Here is a 14,942-nt window from a genome sequence, read left to right on the forward strand (position 1 = left end):
CCCCGCCCGCCGCACAGAAGGAGTCCTGCCATGCCCGCCCGCCCGTACGACCGGCCGCACGACCGACGGCACGACCGCACCGGGCAGTACGCGACATGAGCCGACGGCCCTTCGCCGCGGTCCTGGCCGCCAACGCGATCTCCATAGCCGGTAGTTCGCTCACCCTCATCGGGGTCCCCTGGTTCGTCCTGCAGACCACGGGCAGCGCCGGCCGGGCCGGGGTCGTCGCCTTCTGCGCCACCCTGCCCGTGGTCGTCGCCGCACTCGTCGGCGGGCCCGTCATCGACCGGATCGGCCGCCGCCGGGTCTCCGCGGCCTCCGACCTGGTCTGCGCGGTCTCGGTCGGCGCGATCCCGCTGCTGCACCACGCGGGGCTGCTGGAGTTCTGGATGCTGTGCGCGCTGATGGCCGTCGGCGGCCTCGTGCACACCCCGGGGCTCACCGCCCGTAGCGTCCTGCTGCCGGACCTCGCCGCCCACGCGGGCACCACCGTCACCCGGGCCGCCGGTCTCTACGACGCGGTCTCGCGCGGGGCCCGGATGGTCGGGGCGGCGCTGTCGGGCCTGCTGATCGCCGCCTTCGGCGCCGAGACCGTCCTGCTGCTGGACGCGGCCACCTTCGCGGCCTCGGCGCTGCTGGTGACGGCCTTCCTGCGCGGGGTCCCGGCCGCCGAACCCCGGCGCGGCCGCGGGAAGGTCTCCTTCGCCTCGTACCGGGCCGAACTCGCCGAAGGCTGGCTCTTCCTGACCCGCGCCCGGCTGCTGCTCGGCGTCACCGTCATGGTGATGATGACCAACGGTCTCGACCAGGGCTGGTCCTCGGTGCTGCTGCCCGTGCACGGCCGCGAGAACCTCGGCGGGGCCACCTCGCTCGGCCTGATGATCTCCCTCTTCGGCGGCTCCGCCCTGCTCGGCGCCCTCTTCTACGGGGCCTGGGGCGAGCGGTTCCCGCGCCGGGCGGTGTTCACGGCGGCCTTCCTGGTCTCGGGGGCGACCCGCTACGTGGTGGCCGCCCTCACCGACACCACCCTGCCGCTCGCGGTGACGATGGCACTGGCCGGCTTGGGCGCGGGCATGCTCAACCCGATCCTGACCACCCTCACCTACGAGCAGGTCCCCGAGGAGCTGCGCAGCCGCGTGTCCGGCGTGGCCACGGCGGGCTGCGAGCTGACGATGCCGCTGGGCGGGCTCGCCGCGGGTCTGCTCGTCGACGGGTTCGGGGTCGCGAAGGCGCTGCTGCTGTTCGGCGGCGCGTACCTGCTGACCACGCTCGCGGCGCTGGTCTTCCCGGCCTGGCGGGGCATGGACCGCGACCGGGTCAGCAGGCCGGGACGGGCTCTCCCCGGTTCAGGGCGCGCAGCGCGTCCACGGCACCCGACAGCGAAGTGACGGGGACCAGCTTCAGCCCTGCGGGGAGCTCGGACTGCGCGTCCGAGCACTCCGCCTTCGGTACGAGGAACACGCTCGCCCCGTCGCGGTGTGCGGCCTGTGTCTTGAGGGCCACGCCGCCGACCGCGCCGACGGTGCCGTCCGGGCTGATGGTCCCCGTACCGGCGATGGTGCGTCCGCCGGTGAGTTCGCCGCCGCTGCCGTCGCCGTCGAGCTTGTCGACGATGCCGAGGGAGAAGAGGAGGCCGGCGCTCGGACCTCCGACGTCGGCCAGGTTGAGGTCGACCTTCACGTCCTTGGGGTCCTTGTGGAGGAAGCCGAGTGCGGCCTCGGCCGCGGTCGACTGCGACTTGGCCATTTCCTCCAGGTTGTGTTCCTCGGTCTCCTCGGTGGTTCGTCCGGAGGGGTAGATGGCCTCCTTGGGCATGACCGCCCGGTCGGCCCGGAACCAGCTGTCGACGAGCTGACCCAGGTCCACCTCCTCGGAGGGGCCCGGGGCCTGGATGGTCGTCATGAGGAGCCGGCCCTTGGTCTCACGGACGGGGGCACCGGTGACGCTGATCACGTTCTTGCCGTCCCGCGCGCCGAGCACGTCGGCCGTGAGGCCCGGCTGGGCCAGCACGAAGGGCAGCGGCGCGAAGGCCGCGGCGGCGAACAGGCCGAGCACGGGCACGGCGCAGAGGGCCAGGGCGGCGGGACGCGGCAGACGTGTGAGGCGTGAGAGCACCCGGTCAATCTATCGGTCCGCGCCCCCGGCCCCGGGGCCCGGCGTGGCCCGGCGCCCCGGCGGGAGTGCCGGGGCCCGCGGTCAGCGGAGCGCGTCCGCGACCTCGCGCGCCGCGTCGACCACCCGCGGTCCGACCCGTTCCGGCACGGCGTCGGCCAGCATCACGACGCCGACGCTGCCCTCCAGCCCGGTGATGCCGACGAGCGGCGCGGCGGCGCCACTGGCGCCCGCTTCGAGCTCTCCGTGGGTGAGGGTGTAGCCCGGCTCGATGAGGGAGCCCTGACGGGCGGCCAGGATGGCCCGCCCGGCGGCCCCGCGGTCCAGCGCGTGGCGGAAACCGGCCCGGTAGGCCACGTGGTAGTCCGTCCAGGTCGGCTCCACCACGGCCACGGCGAGCGCCTCGGTGCCGTCGACGAGGGTCAGGTGCGCGGTGGCCCCTATGTCCTCGGCGAGGGACCGCAGCGCGGGCAGGGCGGCCTCGCGTACGAGCGGGTGGACCTGCCGGCCCAGTCTGAGCACCCCGAGCCCGACCCGGGCCCGCCCGCCGAGGTCACGGCGGACCAGGGCGTGCTGTTCGAGGGTGGCGAGGAGCCGGTAGACCACGGTGCGGTTCACACCGAGGCGGTTGGAGAGCTCGGTGACGGTCAGACCGTGGTCGGTGTCGGCGAGCAGTTTGAGGACTCTGAGCCCTCTGTCGAGAGTCTGGGAGGTTTCCGCGGTCACGACGCCTCTCCCTCTTTCCGTGGGCGGCGGTGACTCTCGGGGTGGCGCGCCGCCGGTCCCGCGGCGGCGCACGGAGAGGCCGCCGGTAGCGGCCATGGCACCGGCTGCGCTCCCGCGGCGGCGCTGCCACGGTGCGTTCGATGCGGGGACAGTAGCGAGCGGGTTCGCTGAGCGGAAGGGCTCGTCCAGAATCCGGGCGCCTGCTACCCGTTTATGCCGGTTAATGACCGACACCGGTGTCAATTCGTGACCTCTTTTCCACACGACTCCTTTACAACCCCATTACTCTGAGCATGTTCAAAACGATATTCGGTTGGCCCTGGGGGGGACGTGCTTCCGCGCGCCCAAGGCCGCACGGAGGGAAACCCAGCACTCATGAACTTCAAGCGCCTGGCCGTCGTGGCCGCCGCCGCCGTCGTCGGTCCGACGGTCCTGATGGCCACCCCGGCGATGGCCGACGAGGCCCAGAACCCGGCCGTCTCGACGCCGGACACCGCCCCCAAGGACGACGCGGCTCCCGCCGAGGCCCCTGCGAAGGAGGCCCCGGCAGCGGAGGCCCCCGCCGCCGAGCAGCCGGCCGCCGAGGCTCCGGCCCCGGTCGTCCCGCCCGTCGCCCCGGCCCCGGTCCTGCCGCCCGTCGCCGACACCCCGGCCCCCGCGCCGGCCCCGGCCGTCCCGCCGGTCTCGGAGGCTGACGAGAACCTGGGCGAGGACGAGGACTGGGTCGCCACCGGCCCGAAGCTCGGCCTGGGCGGCATCCCGGCCACCTTCAAGACCGGCGGCGACTGGACCCAGTTCCAGGTCTCCATCGACAACACCACCGGCAAGGCCCAGGAGAGCTACGTCCTGGTGCTGGCCGTCGCCAACGAGTCCCTCGAGCTGGACAAGAACGACGTCCAGGTCCAGGTCTTCTTCGGTGGCGCCTGGCACAACGTCGACATCATCGACGACGGCGGCACCCCCGTCGCGCTGCTGACGGACGACCTGCAGATCCCCAAGGGCTCCCTCGACCTCCAGGTCCGCATCAAGTTCAGCGCGGGCGCCCCCACGGGCGAGATCGCCATCGCGGCTGCCGGTGGCAGCAACGTGGACGAGAACGTCTGGTCCGACACCGTCTGGACCGAGTCGAAGATCGTCAAGGGTGGCAACAGCACCAAGCCCAACGGCGGCTCCAAGCCCGTCGAGCAGGTCGGCCACGTGACCACCCCGGGCACGGGCTCCGGCACCGGTACCGGCACCACCGCCAACACCGCCGGCCAGCTCGCCGAGACCGGCAGCGACGCGGCCACCACCTGGGCGCTCGGCGCCGGCGGTGTGGCCCTGGCCATGGGCGCCGCCCTGGTCGCCGGCACCGGCCGTCGCCGCCGCCCGACCGCGTAACCCTCGGGAACACATGCGAACGGGGTCCGTGCGAACATCCGCACGGACCCCGTTGCGCATTCTGTGGGACCTCACCGCATCCGCGTGGCCCACTCCTGGACCTTCTTGATCCGCTCGCGCAGCTGTCCCGCCGTCGCCTCCGCGCTCGGCGGCCCGCCGCAGACCCGGCGCAGCTCGGTGTGGATCACTCCGTGCGGCTTGCCGCTCTGGTGGACGTAGGCGCCCACCATCGTGTTCAGCGACTTGCGCAGCTCCAGCAGCTCCTTGTGCGAGACCACCGGCCGCCGGTCCGCGGGCAGCTCCAGCAGGTCCGCCTCGGCGTCGGGCTTGCGCCTGCTGTGCGCGATCTGCCGCGACTGGCGCTTCTGCAGCAGCATCTGCACCTGGTCCGGCTCCAGCAGCCCGGGGATGCCGAGGTAGTCCTGCTCCTCCTCGCTGCCCGGGTGCGCCTGCATGCCGAACTCGGCGCCGTCGTAGAGGACCCGGTCGAACACCGCGTCGGATTCGAGCGCCTCGAAGGACATCTGCTCGTCCTCGCCGGTGTCCTCGTCCTCCAGTTTGTTCGCCTCGTCCATCTCCTTCTCGGACTCGGCGTACGGATCCTCCTCGCCCTGCTTCTTCGGCTTGTCGAGGACGTGGTCGCGTTCGACCTCCATCTCGTTGGCGAAGCCGAGGAGGTAGGGAATGGTCGGAAGGAACACGGACGCGGTCTCGCCGCGCCTGCGCGATCGCACGAAGCGACCGACGGCCTGGGCGAAGAACAGCGGCGTGGAGATCGTCGTCGCGTACACGCCGACCGCGAGCCTCGGCACGTCGACGCCCTCGGACACCATGCGGACCGCGACCATCCAGCGGTCCTCGTTCGCGCTGAAGTCGTCGATCCGCTTCGACGCACCGGTGTCGTCGGACAGCACGACGGTCGCCTTGGTGCCCGTGATCTCGCGGATCAGCTTGGCGTACGCGCGCGCCGAGTCCTGGTCGGAGGCGATGACCAGGCCGCCCGCGTCCGGGATGCCCTTCCTGACCTCGGTCAGCCGCTGGTCGGCGGCGCGCAGCACGTTCGGCATCCAGTCGCCGCGGGCGTCCAGCGCGGTGCGCCAGGCCTGCGAGATGGCGTCCTTGGTCATCGGCTCGCCGAGGCGCGCCGCGATCTCGTCGCCCGCCTTGGTGCGCCAGCGCATGTTGCCGCTGTAGGAGAGGAAGATGACGGGCCGCACGACGCCGTCGCCCAGCGCGTTGCCGTAGCCGTAGGTGTAGTCGGCGGACGACCTGCGGATGCCGTCGTTCCCCTCCTCGTACGCCACGAAGGGGATGGGATTGGTGTCCGACCGGAAGGGCGTACCGGTCAGGGCCAGGCGCCGGGTCGCCGGGTCGAAGGCCTCCAGGCAGGCCTCGCCCCAGGACTTGGAGTCACCGGCGTGGTGGATCTCGTCGAGGATGACGAGGGTCTTGCGCTGCTCGCAGCGGTTGCGGTGCAGCATCGGGCGCACGCCGACACCGGCGTAGGTGACGGCGACCCCGTGGTAGTCCTTGCTGAGCGGCCCCGCCGAGTACTCGGGGTCCAGCCGGATTCCTATCCGGGCCGCCGCGTCCGCCCACTGCTTCTTCAGGTGCTCGGTGGGGGCGACGACGGTCACCTGCTGCACCACGTGGTGGTGCAGCAGCCAGGAGGCCAGGGTCAGCGCGAAGGTGGTCTTGCCGGCGCCGGGCGTCGCGACCGCGAGGAAGTCCCGCGGCTGGGTCTCGATGTAGCGGTCCAGCGCTCCCTGCTGCCAGGCGCGCAGCTTGCTGGCGGTACCCCAGGGGGCACGGCCGGGGAAGGCAGGTGAGAGGTGGTGGGAGGCGGTAGTAGTCACGGTCTCCGGTTCGGGCTCTCGGTGGCGGTCGTACGTAGGACAACCGGGCCACCTTACCGGCACGGGCCCGCCCCTCATCGAGGGACAGGCCCGTGACCTCGGCGGGTGCGGCGAGGGTCACAGTCCGGGGCGCCCGCCGGGGGTCAGCGGGCGAACTTCGGCAGCTGCGCTGCGATCTTGGGCACGTCCAGCGCCCCCTGGCACACGTCCAGCACGAAGCGCTCGGCCTCGTCCACGTCGAAGGCAGCGTCCAGTGGGTGGCCGTTCATGTGCAGGAAAACCCAGGTCGCGTACCAGGCGATCCGCTTGTTGCCGTCCACCAGCCCGTGGTTGCGGGCGAGTGATTCCATCAGGGCGGCAGCCTTCTCCCAGATGTCCGGGTAGGCGTCCTGACCGAACACGCTCGACTGGGGGCGCGCCAGCGCCGAGTCGAGCAGCCCGTAGTCGCGTACCTCGCTGGTCCTGAGCCGCTCCGCGAGGTTCAGCACCTCGGGCAGGGTCAGGTAGTGGGTCACGCAAGCCTCCGGTTCAGCTCGCCGCTGACCTTCAGGACATGCTCGGCCGCCTCGTTGAACAGCCGGGAGTGTTCGTTTATGGCCCTGATCACCGCCTCGTGCGCGAATGACTGCATGCTGCGACCCTCCGCCTCGGCGCGCGCGCGCAGGGCGTCCAGCTCTTCTTCGGTGAACCTGACGTTGAGACCAGCCATGAACCAACGGTACCGCGTGGTACCGCGTAGTGTCAGCTGCTTTCCGCGACCTGGGTCGACGGTGGCGCATCCAGCCTGGTCGCGACCCAGGCCCCCACCAGGGCCACGGCCGCCATCGGCAGGAAGACGACCACGAACGCGGCCGGGTGCGAGGCCCCCGCCCCGTCCGTGAGCGCGTGGCCCGCGCCCACCGCGCCTCCGCCCAGCGCCGCGAAGGCGGCTCCGCCCGCCGCCAGCAGCACCACGTTGGCCAGCGCGTCCGAGATCTGCAGCGCCGCCGAGTTCGCCCCGGCCTCCGCCGGAGCGGACAGCTTCAGCAGCAGCACGCTCGTCGAGCCGATGACGAGACCCATCCCCAGGCACCCCAGCGCCCACGCCAGCGCCAGCGTCCACACCGGCACCGACTCGATCAGCACCGCCGGGGCCGCGGCGATCGCGACGGCCACCATCACCATCCCGAGGACCATCAGCCGCTCCCGGTACGGCGCCATCCGCCCCTTCGACTGCACCCACGAGCCCCCGGCCCAGGTCAGCCCGCCCAGCGCGAGCGAGAACCCGGCCATCGTCGGGCTCAGCCCCCGCTGCGTGACCAGCATGAGCGGTACGAAGCTCTCCGCCGCGATGAACGACCCGGCGGCCACCCCGCGCAGCAGCACCACCGACGGCAGCCCGCGCCGCGCCAGGTAGGTCCCGCGCGGCAGCAGCCCCAGCACGGCCGGTACCAGCAGGGCCGCGCCCGCGATGCCCGGCAGCAGCGAGAGCCAGCGCAGGTCCTGGGCGGCGTACTGGAGCAGGCCCGCCCCGGCCGAGATGCCGAGGGCCAGCCGGATCCGCCGCCGGTCGAAGGCCACGGGCTCCCCGCCCACGGGCCCGGAGGCGGTGCGGCGTATCGCCGGCAGCGCGACGACGAGCGGGACGACGACCAGCGCGGGTATCCCGAGGAACACCCACCGCCAGCCGAGGTGCTCGGTGACGGTCCCGGCGGCCAGCGGTCCGACGATCGACGGCACCACCCAGCTCGCGGCGAAGGCCGCCATGATCGCGGGGCGCAGCTGCTCCTCGTAGGCCCGGCTGACGACCACGTACAGGGCGACGATCACCAGCCCGCCGCCGAAGCCCTGGACGGCCCGGCCGAGGACGAACACCCACATCGTGGCGGCGGTCCCCGAGAACACCAGCCCGGCGGCGAAGGCGGCGATCCCGGTGGTCAGGGGCCGCAGCGGCCCCTGCCGGTCGGCCCACTGCCCGGACAGGACCATGCCGAAGAGGCTGGTGGTGAAGTAGGCGGAGAAGGCGAAGGCGTAGAGCCCGATCCCCTGGAGCTCCCGGGCGGCCACGGGCATGGCCGTACCGACGGCGGTGGCCTCGAAGGCGATCAGGAAGACGACGGAGATGATCCCGATGCTGAGCGTCCGGTACGCCGGGGCGAGGATGCCGCTGGGCTGCGGGGTCGGCGGGGCCGCTGCGGTCTTCTCGGGCACGCGGCGTTCAAGGGCGCTCATCGCCCCAGAGTAAGGTGCGTAGCTCGGTCTCGACCCTGTCATTTCGACCGATCCCGTTCTCGGTCCCGGGACCTAGGCCCCGCCGGACTGTGAACGGGGCATGGCAGTCGTGTTGCGGCCCCCGCGGATCCCTTCCCCCGCCGCGCGGCCCCTCGTACGGTCTTACACATCACCACCACACAGCCGTGTGCCCGAGTGGTTGAGGGGCTCGCCTGCAAAGCGAGTTACGCGGGTTCAATTCCCGCCACGGCTTCTACTGCCTTGAACAGGCGAAACGAGAGGGCAGTACCCCAGAAGGGTGCCGCCCTCTCGGTCATCCGTCTCAGTCTCCGTCTCAGTTGGGCCGTGGGGCGGAGTCATTTCCCTGCAATGACTCGCTCACAGCATCGATCAGGTCGCTGTGTGCCCGTCCGAGTGCAGGCCTTTGTTGTTCCTCGCGCGCCTGCCACCCCACCCTGGTTTCGTCCGTAGCAGTCACGATGCCGTCGGCCCACTCCTTAATCCCTTCGTTGTACTCCTCGATCAACTGCCAGAGCACACGGGCCGCCTGATGCACCCGAGCGGGGCCGACGAGCCGCAGGGGGAAATAGGCCCTCCGAATCTCGTTCATGCTCGTGGCATAGGCGTCCCAGACGTCAGGGGATGCCTCAATCTCTAGATCGAACATGCGCGTCACGTTGGATGCCGCAATGGTGAACCTGTCGTATGCCTCAAGCATGAGGACCGCCGCGCGTTTCCTCTCGTCCCTCAGCCAATGATCGTGTTGAGCACGCTCCTGGGCCCGCGCCTGTTCGAGCGTCGCGCGTGCTGTGGTCTCCGCTCCCATACGCGCTCCGCGGACCGCAGCCAGTCCGCCCATGGCTGCGCCGCCAAGCCCCCCGACCAGGCCGACGCCCGCCGTCACTATCGCCACAAGTCCTTCGTCCATAGGGGCAGGATGTCGCGACTAGAGACCGGACAGGACGGGATTCGGCAGGATGGGCCGTACCTCTCCTTCCGCGGAACTGTGGCCCGTAGCCGCCCTAGCCAGCTGGCAGAGACTTCCCAGCGTCTCCATCCTCATCGTCGTCCGGCCGGTCAGCCGCGGGCTTCCAGATCAGCCCGTCGACCTGCCGTGCCACATCGGTCCGCACCGCGTCCACCATGTGCTGGTATCGCGCGGCCATGGCCGTGGTCGACCACCCAATGAGGCCCATGACGGCCCGCTCGGGTACGCCGAGGATGAGCAGCACCGTGGCGGCGGTGTGGCGCGCGTCGTGCAGCCGCCCGTCTCGCACCTTCGCCTCCACCAGCAATGCCTTCCACTCGGCCCGTCCCTCCGGTGGGAAGGGCTGCGCCCGTGCTCGTTGGGGAACACCCAGTCCCCTTCTACCCAGCGCTTCCCAACGGCCCGTCGCTCCTCATCCTGGACCTTGCGGTGGGCTCGCAGCAGGTCGACAAGCTGCTCCGGGAGACCGACCGCGCGACGGCCGGCACGCGACTTGGTGACGGAGGTCTCCGGGTTGCTGCGCCGCCTCTCCGGGCAGTACCCAGCCTTCCCGTCCGCAGGGGTCGCTGCAGCCGTGCGCGTACTGCGGCCGGCGGCGACTCCGACGGACCACGAGGAACCCACCCTCCAGGTCTACGTCCTCCCACTTCAGGGCCAGCGCCTCCCCCTGACGCAGCCCGAGGGCGAGCGCGACGGCCCAGCGTGCCGAATTCCGCTGCCGACCAGAGGCCTTCAGGAGCCGCTGCACCTCTTTGACTGTGTAGGGCTCCGCCTCGTAGTCGCCCGTCTTCGGAGCCTTGGCCAACTGGACGGGGTTCTTGCCGAGGTAGCCGCGGCGTACGGCCTCGTTGAGTGCGGTGCGGAAGGTGCGGTGTACCTGGTGAGCGGTCGCGGGCTTGCTGCCGTTGGCCTGCATCTTCGCGTAGAAGATCTCGATATGCTCAGGCTTGAGCCTGTCGAGACGGTGCGCTCCAAGTCCGGGGATGAGGTGTGGAGCCCGTCCGGCGTCGTCGTCATGTCGCAGAACAGCAGCACGTCCACGAGCTCGGGGCGCTCCAGCTTGAACTCGCTCTCCAACTCCTGCCGAAGCCCTCGCTCCTCAGCCTCCAAGACCGCGCAGGAGTGCCAAGGGTGCCACGCCCGCCCCCGGCAGCATCCTGCTCGGCCCTGCGCTACCGCAGATCGGTGCCGCCACGCCCTCGTCACGGATGGCATCCAAGATCTGTGCTCTGTGGAAAATTGCCAGGCGGTCATCTACTTCTGCTTCGCCGGAAGCTTGGCAACGGCTTCATGCGCATACCAAAGCCTCTTGAGCGCCATAAAGATCGTGAACATGAGGTGCAGGAAAAGGAAGGACAGTAGACCAGTCCAAAGCGACCCAAGGGTCGATGTACTTGAGTGAGTAGCAGCAGCCAAGACTAATGCGATCACTAGGCTGCACCCGACTACAACCGCCCAAGAAACATTGAAGAAGAGCTCACGCACTTGCTTAACGACAGCATGTTCAGGATCCAGCCCTTCATCCCGACGAACACGCAAGCTGAGCGTAAACACGTTCGTCAGAAGCCCAAAAAGAAGCCCTGTGAAGACACCAATTCCACCAATCAATTTCGATACGTCCCGAACGTGAAAATGACCCAGATGGGTCATGACACCTGCGAAAACAGCGAGTAGCGCGGGACCTCCAACGAACGTCACATAGTCGGATGTCATTGCGCGATCTTTCTTGGCATCCCAGTACGTCTTGAAGTGAGCAGAACCGATCTTAGTGATGCTCCACTTAGCACTCATAGGACCTCCGCCCACGCAGCCTCAGGTCACGCCTGCCAATCGCCGCGGCTGACCCCCATGAGATCAAGTGAAGCACCTACCTCTGACAACACCTCCCGCTGGAATGTGGCGTCATCAGGACGAACTCCGTCTGGAGTTTCAATCTGATACATGAACCGAGGGAAGTCCCTACCCACGACGATGGTTCGACTCTTCCCGTCCCGCTCAATACTGAGGTGCACCTCGTCCGGGTCAGGGATGCCCGTGGCGGTGAACACGGCTGACGGCGGGAGATCGCGCGCGAGAGCCCTTTCAAGCCACTCCTTCCTAAGGCGCGTACCGCGACCGCTCTTCGCCCTGTACTCCTGCGTACGGACCCCGACCGCTCCATCCGAATCCTGCACACGCACAAGAAAATTGATCTCCTGTAGTGCGGATTCCTGAATGAAAGCGTTCCAGGCGCTAGTGCTCTGAAGGGGCTCCCTGTCAACAACGAGTCGATCCGAATCGTATTCCTCTTTAAACCAATCACTAAATGGCGTCCAGAGTGACGTGATGGCTGTAGATTGCCCGATCACTTCGGTTGCCCAGATAGCAGACTCACCCGATCGCGGAACAATAAAGCATTGCCTCAGAGGATAGGTCGGAGCATCGGTGGATTTGATATCGAAAGCATTGTCTCCAGTGTCCGTCGCTACGACGATCCCCGGGTTACCAAACTTCCCAGTTTCAACGGTTGACCACAGAACCCGCGACTCATCTTCAATTTTCTTGAGCCGAATGTAGTGCTCACTCTTCTGGAGAGAAACACCCTTGACTCCTAGCTTGTCATTCATGAAGCCATGGAGGATTTTAAACAAGTCATGTCGCCGCGGGTTGAACTCCGCAACCATCCGGCGCGTATCCTTCTTCATGAATTGGCGAACCGACACCTCGTACAAGCAGAACTGGAACGATGGCATCAGGAACCTCCCAGGCTGGCAAGCCGACCCAGCTCGGCTCTGATCACATATAGTGCCGCATCCAGCGGTTCCTGACAGGGTTTAAGCGGAATCCGGCAGACAGACACCACCTCGCCCCCTTTGGTCCTGAACACCGAGTGCCACAGGCTGGACTCTCAGTAGAAGGCGACGTGGCGGTCGACCCCGCTCGACCGAGATCGACGTGACGTCTCCTCGCCCCCTGGGGGGCGTGCGCATCGAGCTCGCTGACCCCGTCGGAGCAACCACGGAGCACCAGGTTCGGTGTCGTGGCCCCCCTAGCCTCACCACCCGTCTCAGTTTCCGTCTCGTTCACAGGCGTACGCGGCTGTCCAAGCATGTCCGTCCAGTTTCTCCACGCCAGCGACCGCACGGGGGTGAACGGTAGTGAACGTCGACGTATCACCCCCTGACCAGCCAAGACAAACCTGCAAAGCGAGTTACGCGGGTTCAATTCCCGCCACGGCTTCGCGGCGGGCCGCTCAGGGGCTGGCGCTCCCCTGGGCGGCCTTCGCCATGCCCGGACGGCGGCAGGCCGACGCGGCGGCTCAGCCGGCGTCGCGCTCCGGCAGACCAGCCGCCCGCGCGGGCAGCCCGCCGTCGTTCACACACCCCAGCTCCTCGGCCACAGCCAGCGCCGCGCCGTGGGTGATCGCGCGGTAGTCCTGCGCGAGCACGGCGTCGCCCTTCCTCGTCCCCTGCTCGGTGAGCTGGACGCCGATGCGCAGCGGGATCTCCTCCGTGGATGCCGCACGGGAGCTGACGCAGTCGAAGCCGAGCGAGACGTGCTTGACCCCGGCGGAGACCCGCACCCCCTTGTCGTCCGGGCCCAGGAAGTCCTCCGACATCTGGATGTGCCGGCTCAGAGGCACGAAGTCCACGATCAGCCTTCGGACGTGGGGCTTCCCCGGCTGGGCCGCGACCTCGCACCGCGGGTGAGACATGTCCCTGATGGCCGCACCAGCCCGGTAGGCGTCCTCCAGCTGTTGTGCAGCAGCCTGGACATCCGGATTGTCCTCCTCGTCCCGCACCTTGAACTGCGTGGATCCGAGTACGCGCTCCAGCGCCTTGCCCCCCTCACCGGGGAAGAGCCCGGCACAGATCCGGTCAGCGCTGTAGACCGGCGATGCACTGGGCGAGGCCGACACCTCGGGCTTCCCGGCGGAGCACGCCGTGGAGGTGACGACGAGCACCACCAGGACGAGCGCCGCACCCGCCGGGCGGCGCCGCCCGCCGCCCGGGTTCACTGCACGCCCTTCGTCTGCGCCTCGTGACCCTGCTGCCGGGCCAGGTCCGCCTCAAGGCGCTGCTCGTCCTTGGCGTGGGAACGGAGTGAGTAGTTCGGGCCGTTGGAGACGTTCACGCAGGCGGCCACGAGGGTCTTCACCTGGCTCTCCCAGAGCTCGTTGACCTTGAGCAGGGCGGCCCCGGTGGCGAAGCCCTCCTTGCTGAGCGCGCCCGCGGCGTCGGCGGTCGCGGTGGCGGCGTGCTTACCGTCCGTCTGCAGCCGGGAGTGGAGCTTGAACGCCTCGGTACCGCCGGCGCCGACGTGGTCCTGGTTCAGTTCGAGATCACCGCCGCCGTCCCCGCTCGCGGTTGAGTCGCATGGACACCTGGGCGGCGGCGGAGGCGCGCGCCGCCGGCCATTCCTCGTCGAACGACATCGCGTGCTCTCCTGTGTCAGGTCAGGACGGATGGACCGGTCGGGTCAGTTCAGCGGTTGGAGCGCCGTACGACGACTGCGGTGACGGCGCCACCGATCAGCAGGCAGGCTCCCAGGCCGAGGCCGATCCACAGGAGCGGGCTACCGTCCTCCTTCGCCTCGGCCTTCGCCCCGGCCGGCGCGGGCGTACCGGAGGCCGGGGTCTTGCCCTCCGGTGAGGCGGACGGGGACTTGGCGGCGTCGGCCGCGGCGAGGTCGGGCAACGGGAACACGTCCGCGGGGCCGGGATCACCGGGGTTGGGCACGGCCACACGGGGCCGGACGACGCCGTAGCCGACGAAGTCATTGCGCTCGGACCCGTCGACGGGCTTCCCGGCGGTGTTCAACAGGACCCGCAGGACCTGGTTGTTGGTCCAGTCGGGATGCGCGGACCAGAGCAGGGCGGCGGAGGCGGAGGCGAGGGCGGAGGCCGAGCTCGTACCCGTGCCGGTACAGATCCCCGTCTTGCCCGTGCAGGCGGTGACAATGTCCTTGCCGGGCGCCGACAGGTCGACCTGCGGGCCATGCTGCGAGTCGCTGAGGGGCTCGCCATTGGCATCCACTGAGCCAACGCCTACCACTCCAGGCGTCGCGGCCGGGTACTCCATCCCATTTGTCGAGTTACCGGAGTTGCCGGCAGCGGCAAAGATCAACTTGCCTTTCGAGACCGCGTACTTCACGGCTTCGGCGCGTTCCCTATCGTCCTCCGGCTTCCCGGACCTGCCTTTGGAAATATTGATGATCTTTGCGTCCGAGTCTGCGGCATATCGGATGGCTGCCACCCAAGCCGGGGTCGATCCCTCTTCCAACATGTCTGGCACTCGAATCGGGAGGATCTTGGCGCCTGGCGCAAGTCCGTAACCGCCATCACCGCTTGGGTGCTTTCCGGTGCCAGCGATCACTGCGGCCATGCCGGTGCCATGACCCGCGTAGTCGTTGTCCTTGTCTCCCTCGGCGTCTCCGGACGGGAAGACCGCTCCAGGGAGAACCTGCCCCTGAAGCTCCGGGATGCGATTGACACCGGTATCGATCACCGCAACGGTGATTCCCTTGCCGGTGCTGGTCTTCCAGATGTCATCGGCCTTCATGGCATCGAGATGCCACTGCTTGGACCGAACGGTGTCTGCGTGGGCCGGGGTCGCGGCGACCCCGGCCAACAGAAGACCCACCAGGGCCGAGGTCGCCTTGCGCATGCGCATCCCGTGCAACGTCCGTTC

General features: G+C 69.1%; 14 protein-coding genes, 1 tRNA gene and 2 pseudogenes. 3 read left to right on the top strand and 14 right to left on the bottom strand.

The window, feature by feature from the left end:
* On the top strand, positions 1 to 1,388 hold a 1,388-nt coding region (locus IO30_RS0135875; RefSeq protein WP_157853448.1), incomplete at its 5' end, for an MFS transporter.
* On the opposite strand, the gene IO30_RS0135880 is transcribed toward IO30_RS0135875, so the two are convergent.
* Together IO30_RS0135880 and IO30_RS0135885 are read right to left on the bottom strand one after the other, a co-directional pair.
* Positions 1,318 to 2,115 carry a S16 family serine protease gene (locus IO30_RS0135880; protein WP_031150191.1) on the bottom strand — a complete coding sequence of 266 codons (798 nt, stop codon included), beginning with the start codon at positions 2,113 to 2,115 and terminating at the stop codon, positions 1,318 to 1,320. The two genes, IO30_RS0135875 and IO30_RS0135880, sit on opposite strands and share 71 nt — an antisense overlap.
* An 81-nt stretch (positions 2,116 to 2,196) precedes the next feature.
* Positions 2,197 to 2,838, bottom strand: coding sequence for an IclR family transcriptional regulator (locus IO30_RS0135885; protein WP_031150193.1), 642 nt, complete (start codon positions 2,836 to 2,838; stop codon positions 2,197 to 2,199).
* 375 nt (positions 2,839 to 3,213) lie between these two features.
* Between IO30_RS0135885 and IO30_RS45750 the strand changes: the two genes are divergently transcribed.
* Positions 3,214 to 4,218 carry a hypothetical protein gene (locus IO30_RS45750; RefSeq protein WP_031150194.1) on the top strand — a complete coding sequence of 335 codons (1,005 nt, stop codon included), beginning with the start codon at positions 3,214 to 3,216 and terminating at the stop codon, positions 4,216 to 4,218.
* A gap of 71 nt (positions 4,219 to 4,289) precedes the next feature.
* Here IO30_RS45750 and IO30_RS0135895 read toward each other — a convergent pair whose 3' ends face one another.
* The 4 genes from IO30_RS0135895 to IO30_RS0135910 form a co-directional block, all read right to left on the bottom strand.
* Positions 4,290 to 6,074, bottom strand: a complete 1,785-nt coding sequence (locus tag IO30_RS0135895) for a DEAD/DEAH box helicase (RefSeq protein ID WP_031150196.1) — start codon at positions 6,072 to 6,074, stop codon at positions 4,290 to 4,292.
* Positions 6,075 to 6,217: 143 nt separating this feature from the next.
* Positions 6,218 to 6,589 carry a type II toxin-antitoxin system death-on-curing family toxin gene (locus tag IO30_RS0135900; RefSeq protein ID WP_031150198.1) on the bottom strand — a complete coding sequence of 124 codons (372 nt, stop codon included), beginning with the start codon at positions 6,587 to 6,589 and terminating at the stop codon, positions 6,218 to 6,220.
* The gene (locus tag IO30_RS0135905; RefSeq protein ID WP_031150200.1) at positions 6,586 to 6,783 is read right to left on the bottom strand and encodes an Arc family DNA-binding protein; all 198 of its coding nucleotides are present in this window, start codon (positions 6,781 to 6,783) and stop codon (positions 6,586 to 6,588) included. Before IO30_RS0135905 ends, IO30_RS0135900 begins: the two co-directional genes overlap by 4 nt.
* A 32-nt stretch (positions 6,784 to 6,815) precedes the next feature.
* Positions 6,816 to 8,285 (bottom strand): MFS transporter, encoded by a 1,470-nt coding sequence (locus IO30_RS0135910; protein ID WP_031150202.1) that lies wholly within the window; start codon positions 8,283 to 8,285, stop codon positions 6,816 to 6,818.
* A gap of 181 nt (positions 8,286 to 8,466) precedes the next feature.
* On the opposite strand from IO30_RS0135910, the gene IO30_RS0135915 reads away from it, so the two are divergent.
* Positions 8,467 to 8,538 (top strand) — tRNA-Cys (locus tag IO30_RS0135915).
* Positions 8,539 to 8,619: 81 nt separating this feature from the next.
* On the opposite strand, the gene IO30_RS0135920 is transcribed toward IO30_RS0135915, so the two are convergent.
* The 8 genes and pseudogenes from IO30_RS0135920 to mycP all read right to left on the bottom strand — a co-directional run bounded on the left by IO30_RS0135920 (position 8,620) and on the right by mycP (position 14,924).
* A complete protein-coding gene (locus tag IO30_RS0135920) occupies positions 8,620 to 9,213 on the bottom strand; it encodes a hypothetical protein (protein WP_157853445.1) in 594 nt (197 codons plus the stop codon).
* A 94-nt stretch (positions 9,214 to 9,307) separates the two neighbouring features.
* Positions 9,308 to 10,264 (bottom strand): annotated as a pseudogene (locus IO30_RS41430) (tyrosine-type recombinase/integrase); the annotation flags it as partial.
* Positions 10,258 to 10,398: pseudogene (locus IO30_RS47435) on the bottom strand (phosphohydrolase); the annotation flags it as partial. The pseudogenes IO30_RS47435 and IO30_RS41430, both read right to left, overlap by 7 nt.
* A gap of 129 nt (positions 10,399 to 10,527) precedes the next feature.
* A complete protein-coding gene (locus tag IO30_RS45755; protein ID WP_157853446.1) occupies positions 10,528 to 11,064 on the bottom strand; it encodes a hypothetical protein in 537 nt (178 codons plus the stop codon).
* 26 nt (positions 11,065 to 11,090) lie between these two features.
* Positions 11,091 to 12,005 (bottom strand): hypothetical protein, encoded by a 915-nt coding sequence (locus IO30_RS0135930; RefSeq protein WP_051902803.1) that lies wholly within the window; start codon positions 12,003 to 12,005, stop codon positions 11,091 to 11,093.
* Positions 12,006 to 12,571: 566 nt separating this feature from the next.
* Positions 12,572 to 13,270, bottom strand: coding sequence for a hypothetical protein (locus tag IO30_RS0135935; RefSeq protein WP_031150208.1), 699 nt, complete (start codon positions 13,268 to 13,270; stop codon positions 12,572 to 12,574).
* A complete protein-coding gene (locus tag IO30_RS47440) occupies positions 13,267 to 13,410 on the bottom strand; it encodes a hypothetical protein (RefSeq protein WP_237403455.1) in 144 nt (47 codons plus the stop codon). The genes IO30_RS0135935 and IO30_RS47440 overlap by 4 nt, the downstream gene beginning before the upstream one ends.
* 326 nt (positions 13,411 to 13,736) lie before the next feature.
* Positions 13,737 to 14,924, bottom strand: coding sequence for a type VII secretion-associated serine protease mycosin (gene mycP, locus IO30_RS0135950; protein ID WP_031150210.1), 1,188 nt, complete (start codon positions 14,922 to 14,924; stop codon positions 13,737 to 13,739).
* Positions 14,925 to 14,942: the final 18 nt, after the last annotated feature.

It is taken from the genome of Streptomyces xanthophaeus (assembly GCF_000725805.1).
Classification (GTDB): Bacteria; Actinomycetota; Actinomycetes; order Streptomycetales; family Streptomycetaceae; genus Streptomyces; species Streptomyces xanthophaeus.

What these genes read in the sequence shown, in the direction of transcription:
- IO30_RS45750 (WP_031150194.1), top strand. Translation starts at nt 3,214, where the DNA reads ATGAACTTCAAGCGCCTGGCCGTCGTGGCCGCCGCCGCCGTCGTCGGT.
- IO30_RS0135905 (WP_031150200.1), bottom strand. Translation starts at nt 6,783, where the DNA reads ATGGCTGGTCTCAACGTCAGGTTCACCGAAGAAGAGCTGGACGCCCTG.
- IO30_RS0135910 (WP_031150202.1), bottom strand. Translation starts at nt 8,285, where the DNA reads ATGAGCGCCCTTGAACGCCGCGTGCCCGAGAAGACCGCAGCGGCCCCG.
- IO30_RS0135920 (WP_157853445.1), bottom strand. Translation starts at nt 9,213, where the DNA reads ATGGACGAAGGACTTGTGGCGATAGTGACGGCGGGCGTCGGCCTGGTC.
- IO30_RS45755 (WP_157853446.1), bottom strand. Translation starts at nt 11,064, where the DNA reads ATGAGTGCTAAGTGGAGCATCACTAAGATCGGTTCTGCTCACTTCAAG.
- IO30_RS0135930 (WP_051902803.1), bottom strand. Translation starts at nt 12,005, where the DNA reads ATGCCATCGTTCCAGTTCTGCTTGTACGAGGTGTCGGTTCGCCAATTC.
- mycP (WP_031150210.1), bottom strand. Translation starts at nt 14,924, where the DNA reads ATGCGCATGCGCAAGGCGACCTCGGCCCTGGTGGGTCTTCTGTTGGCC.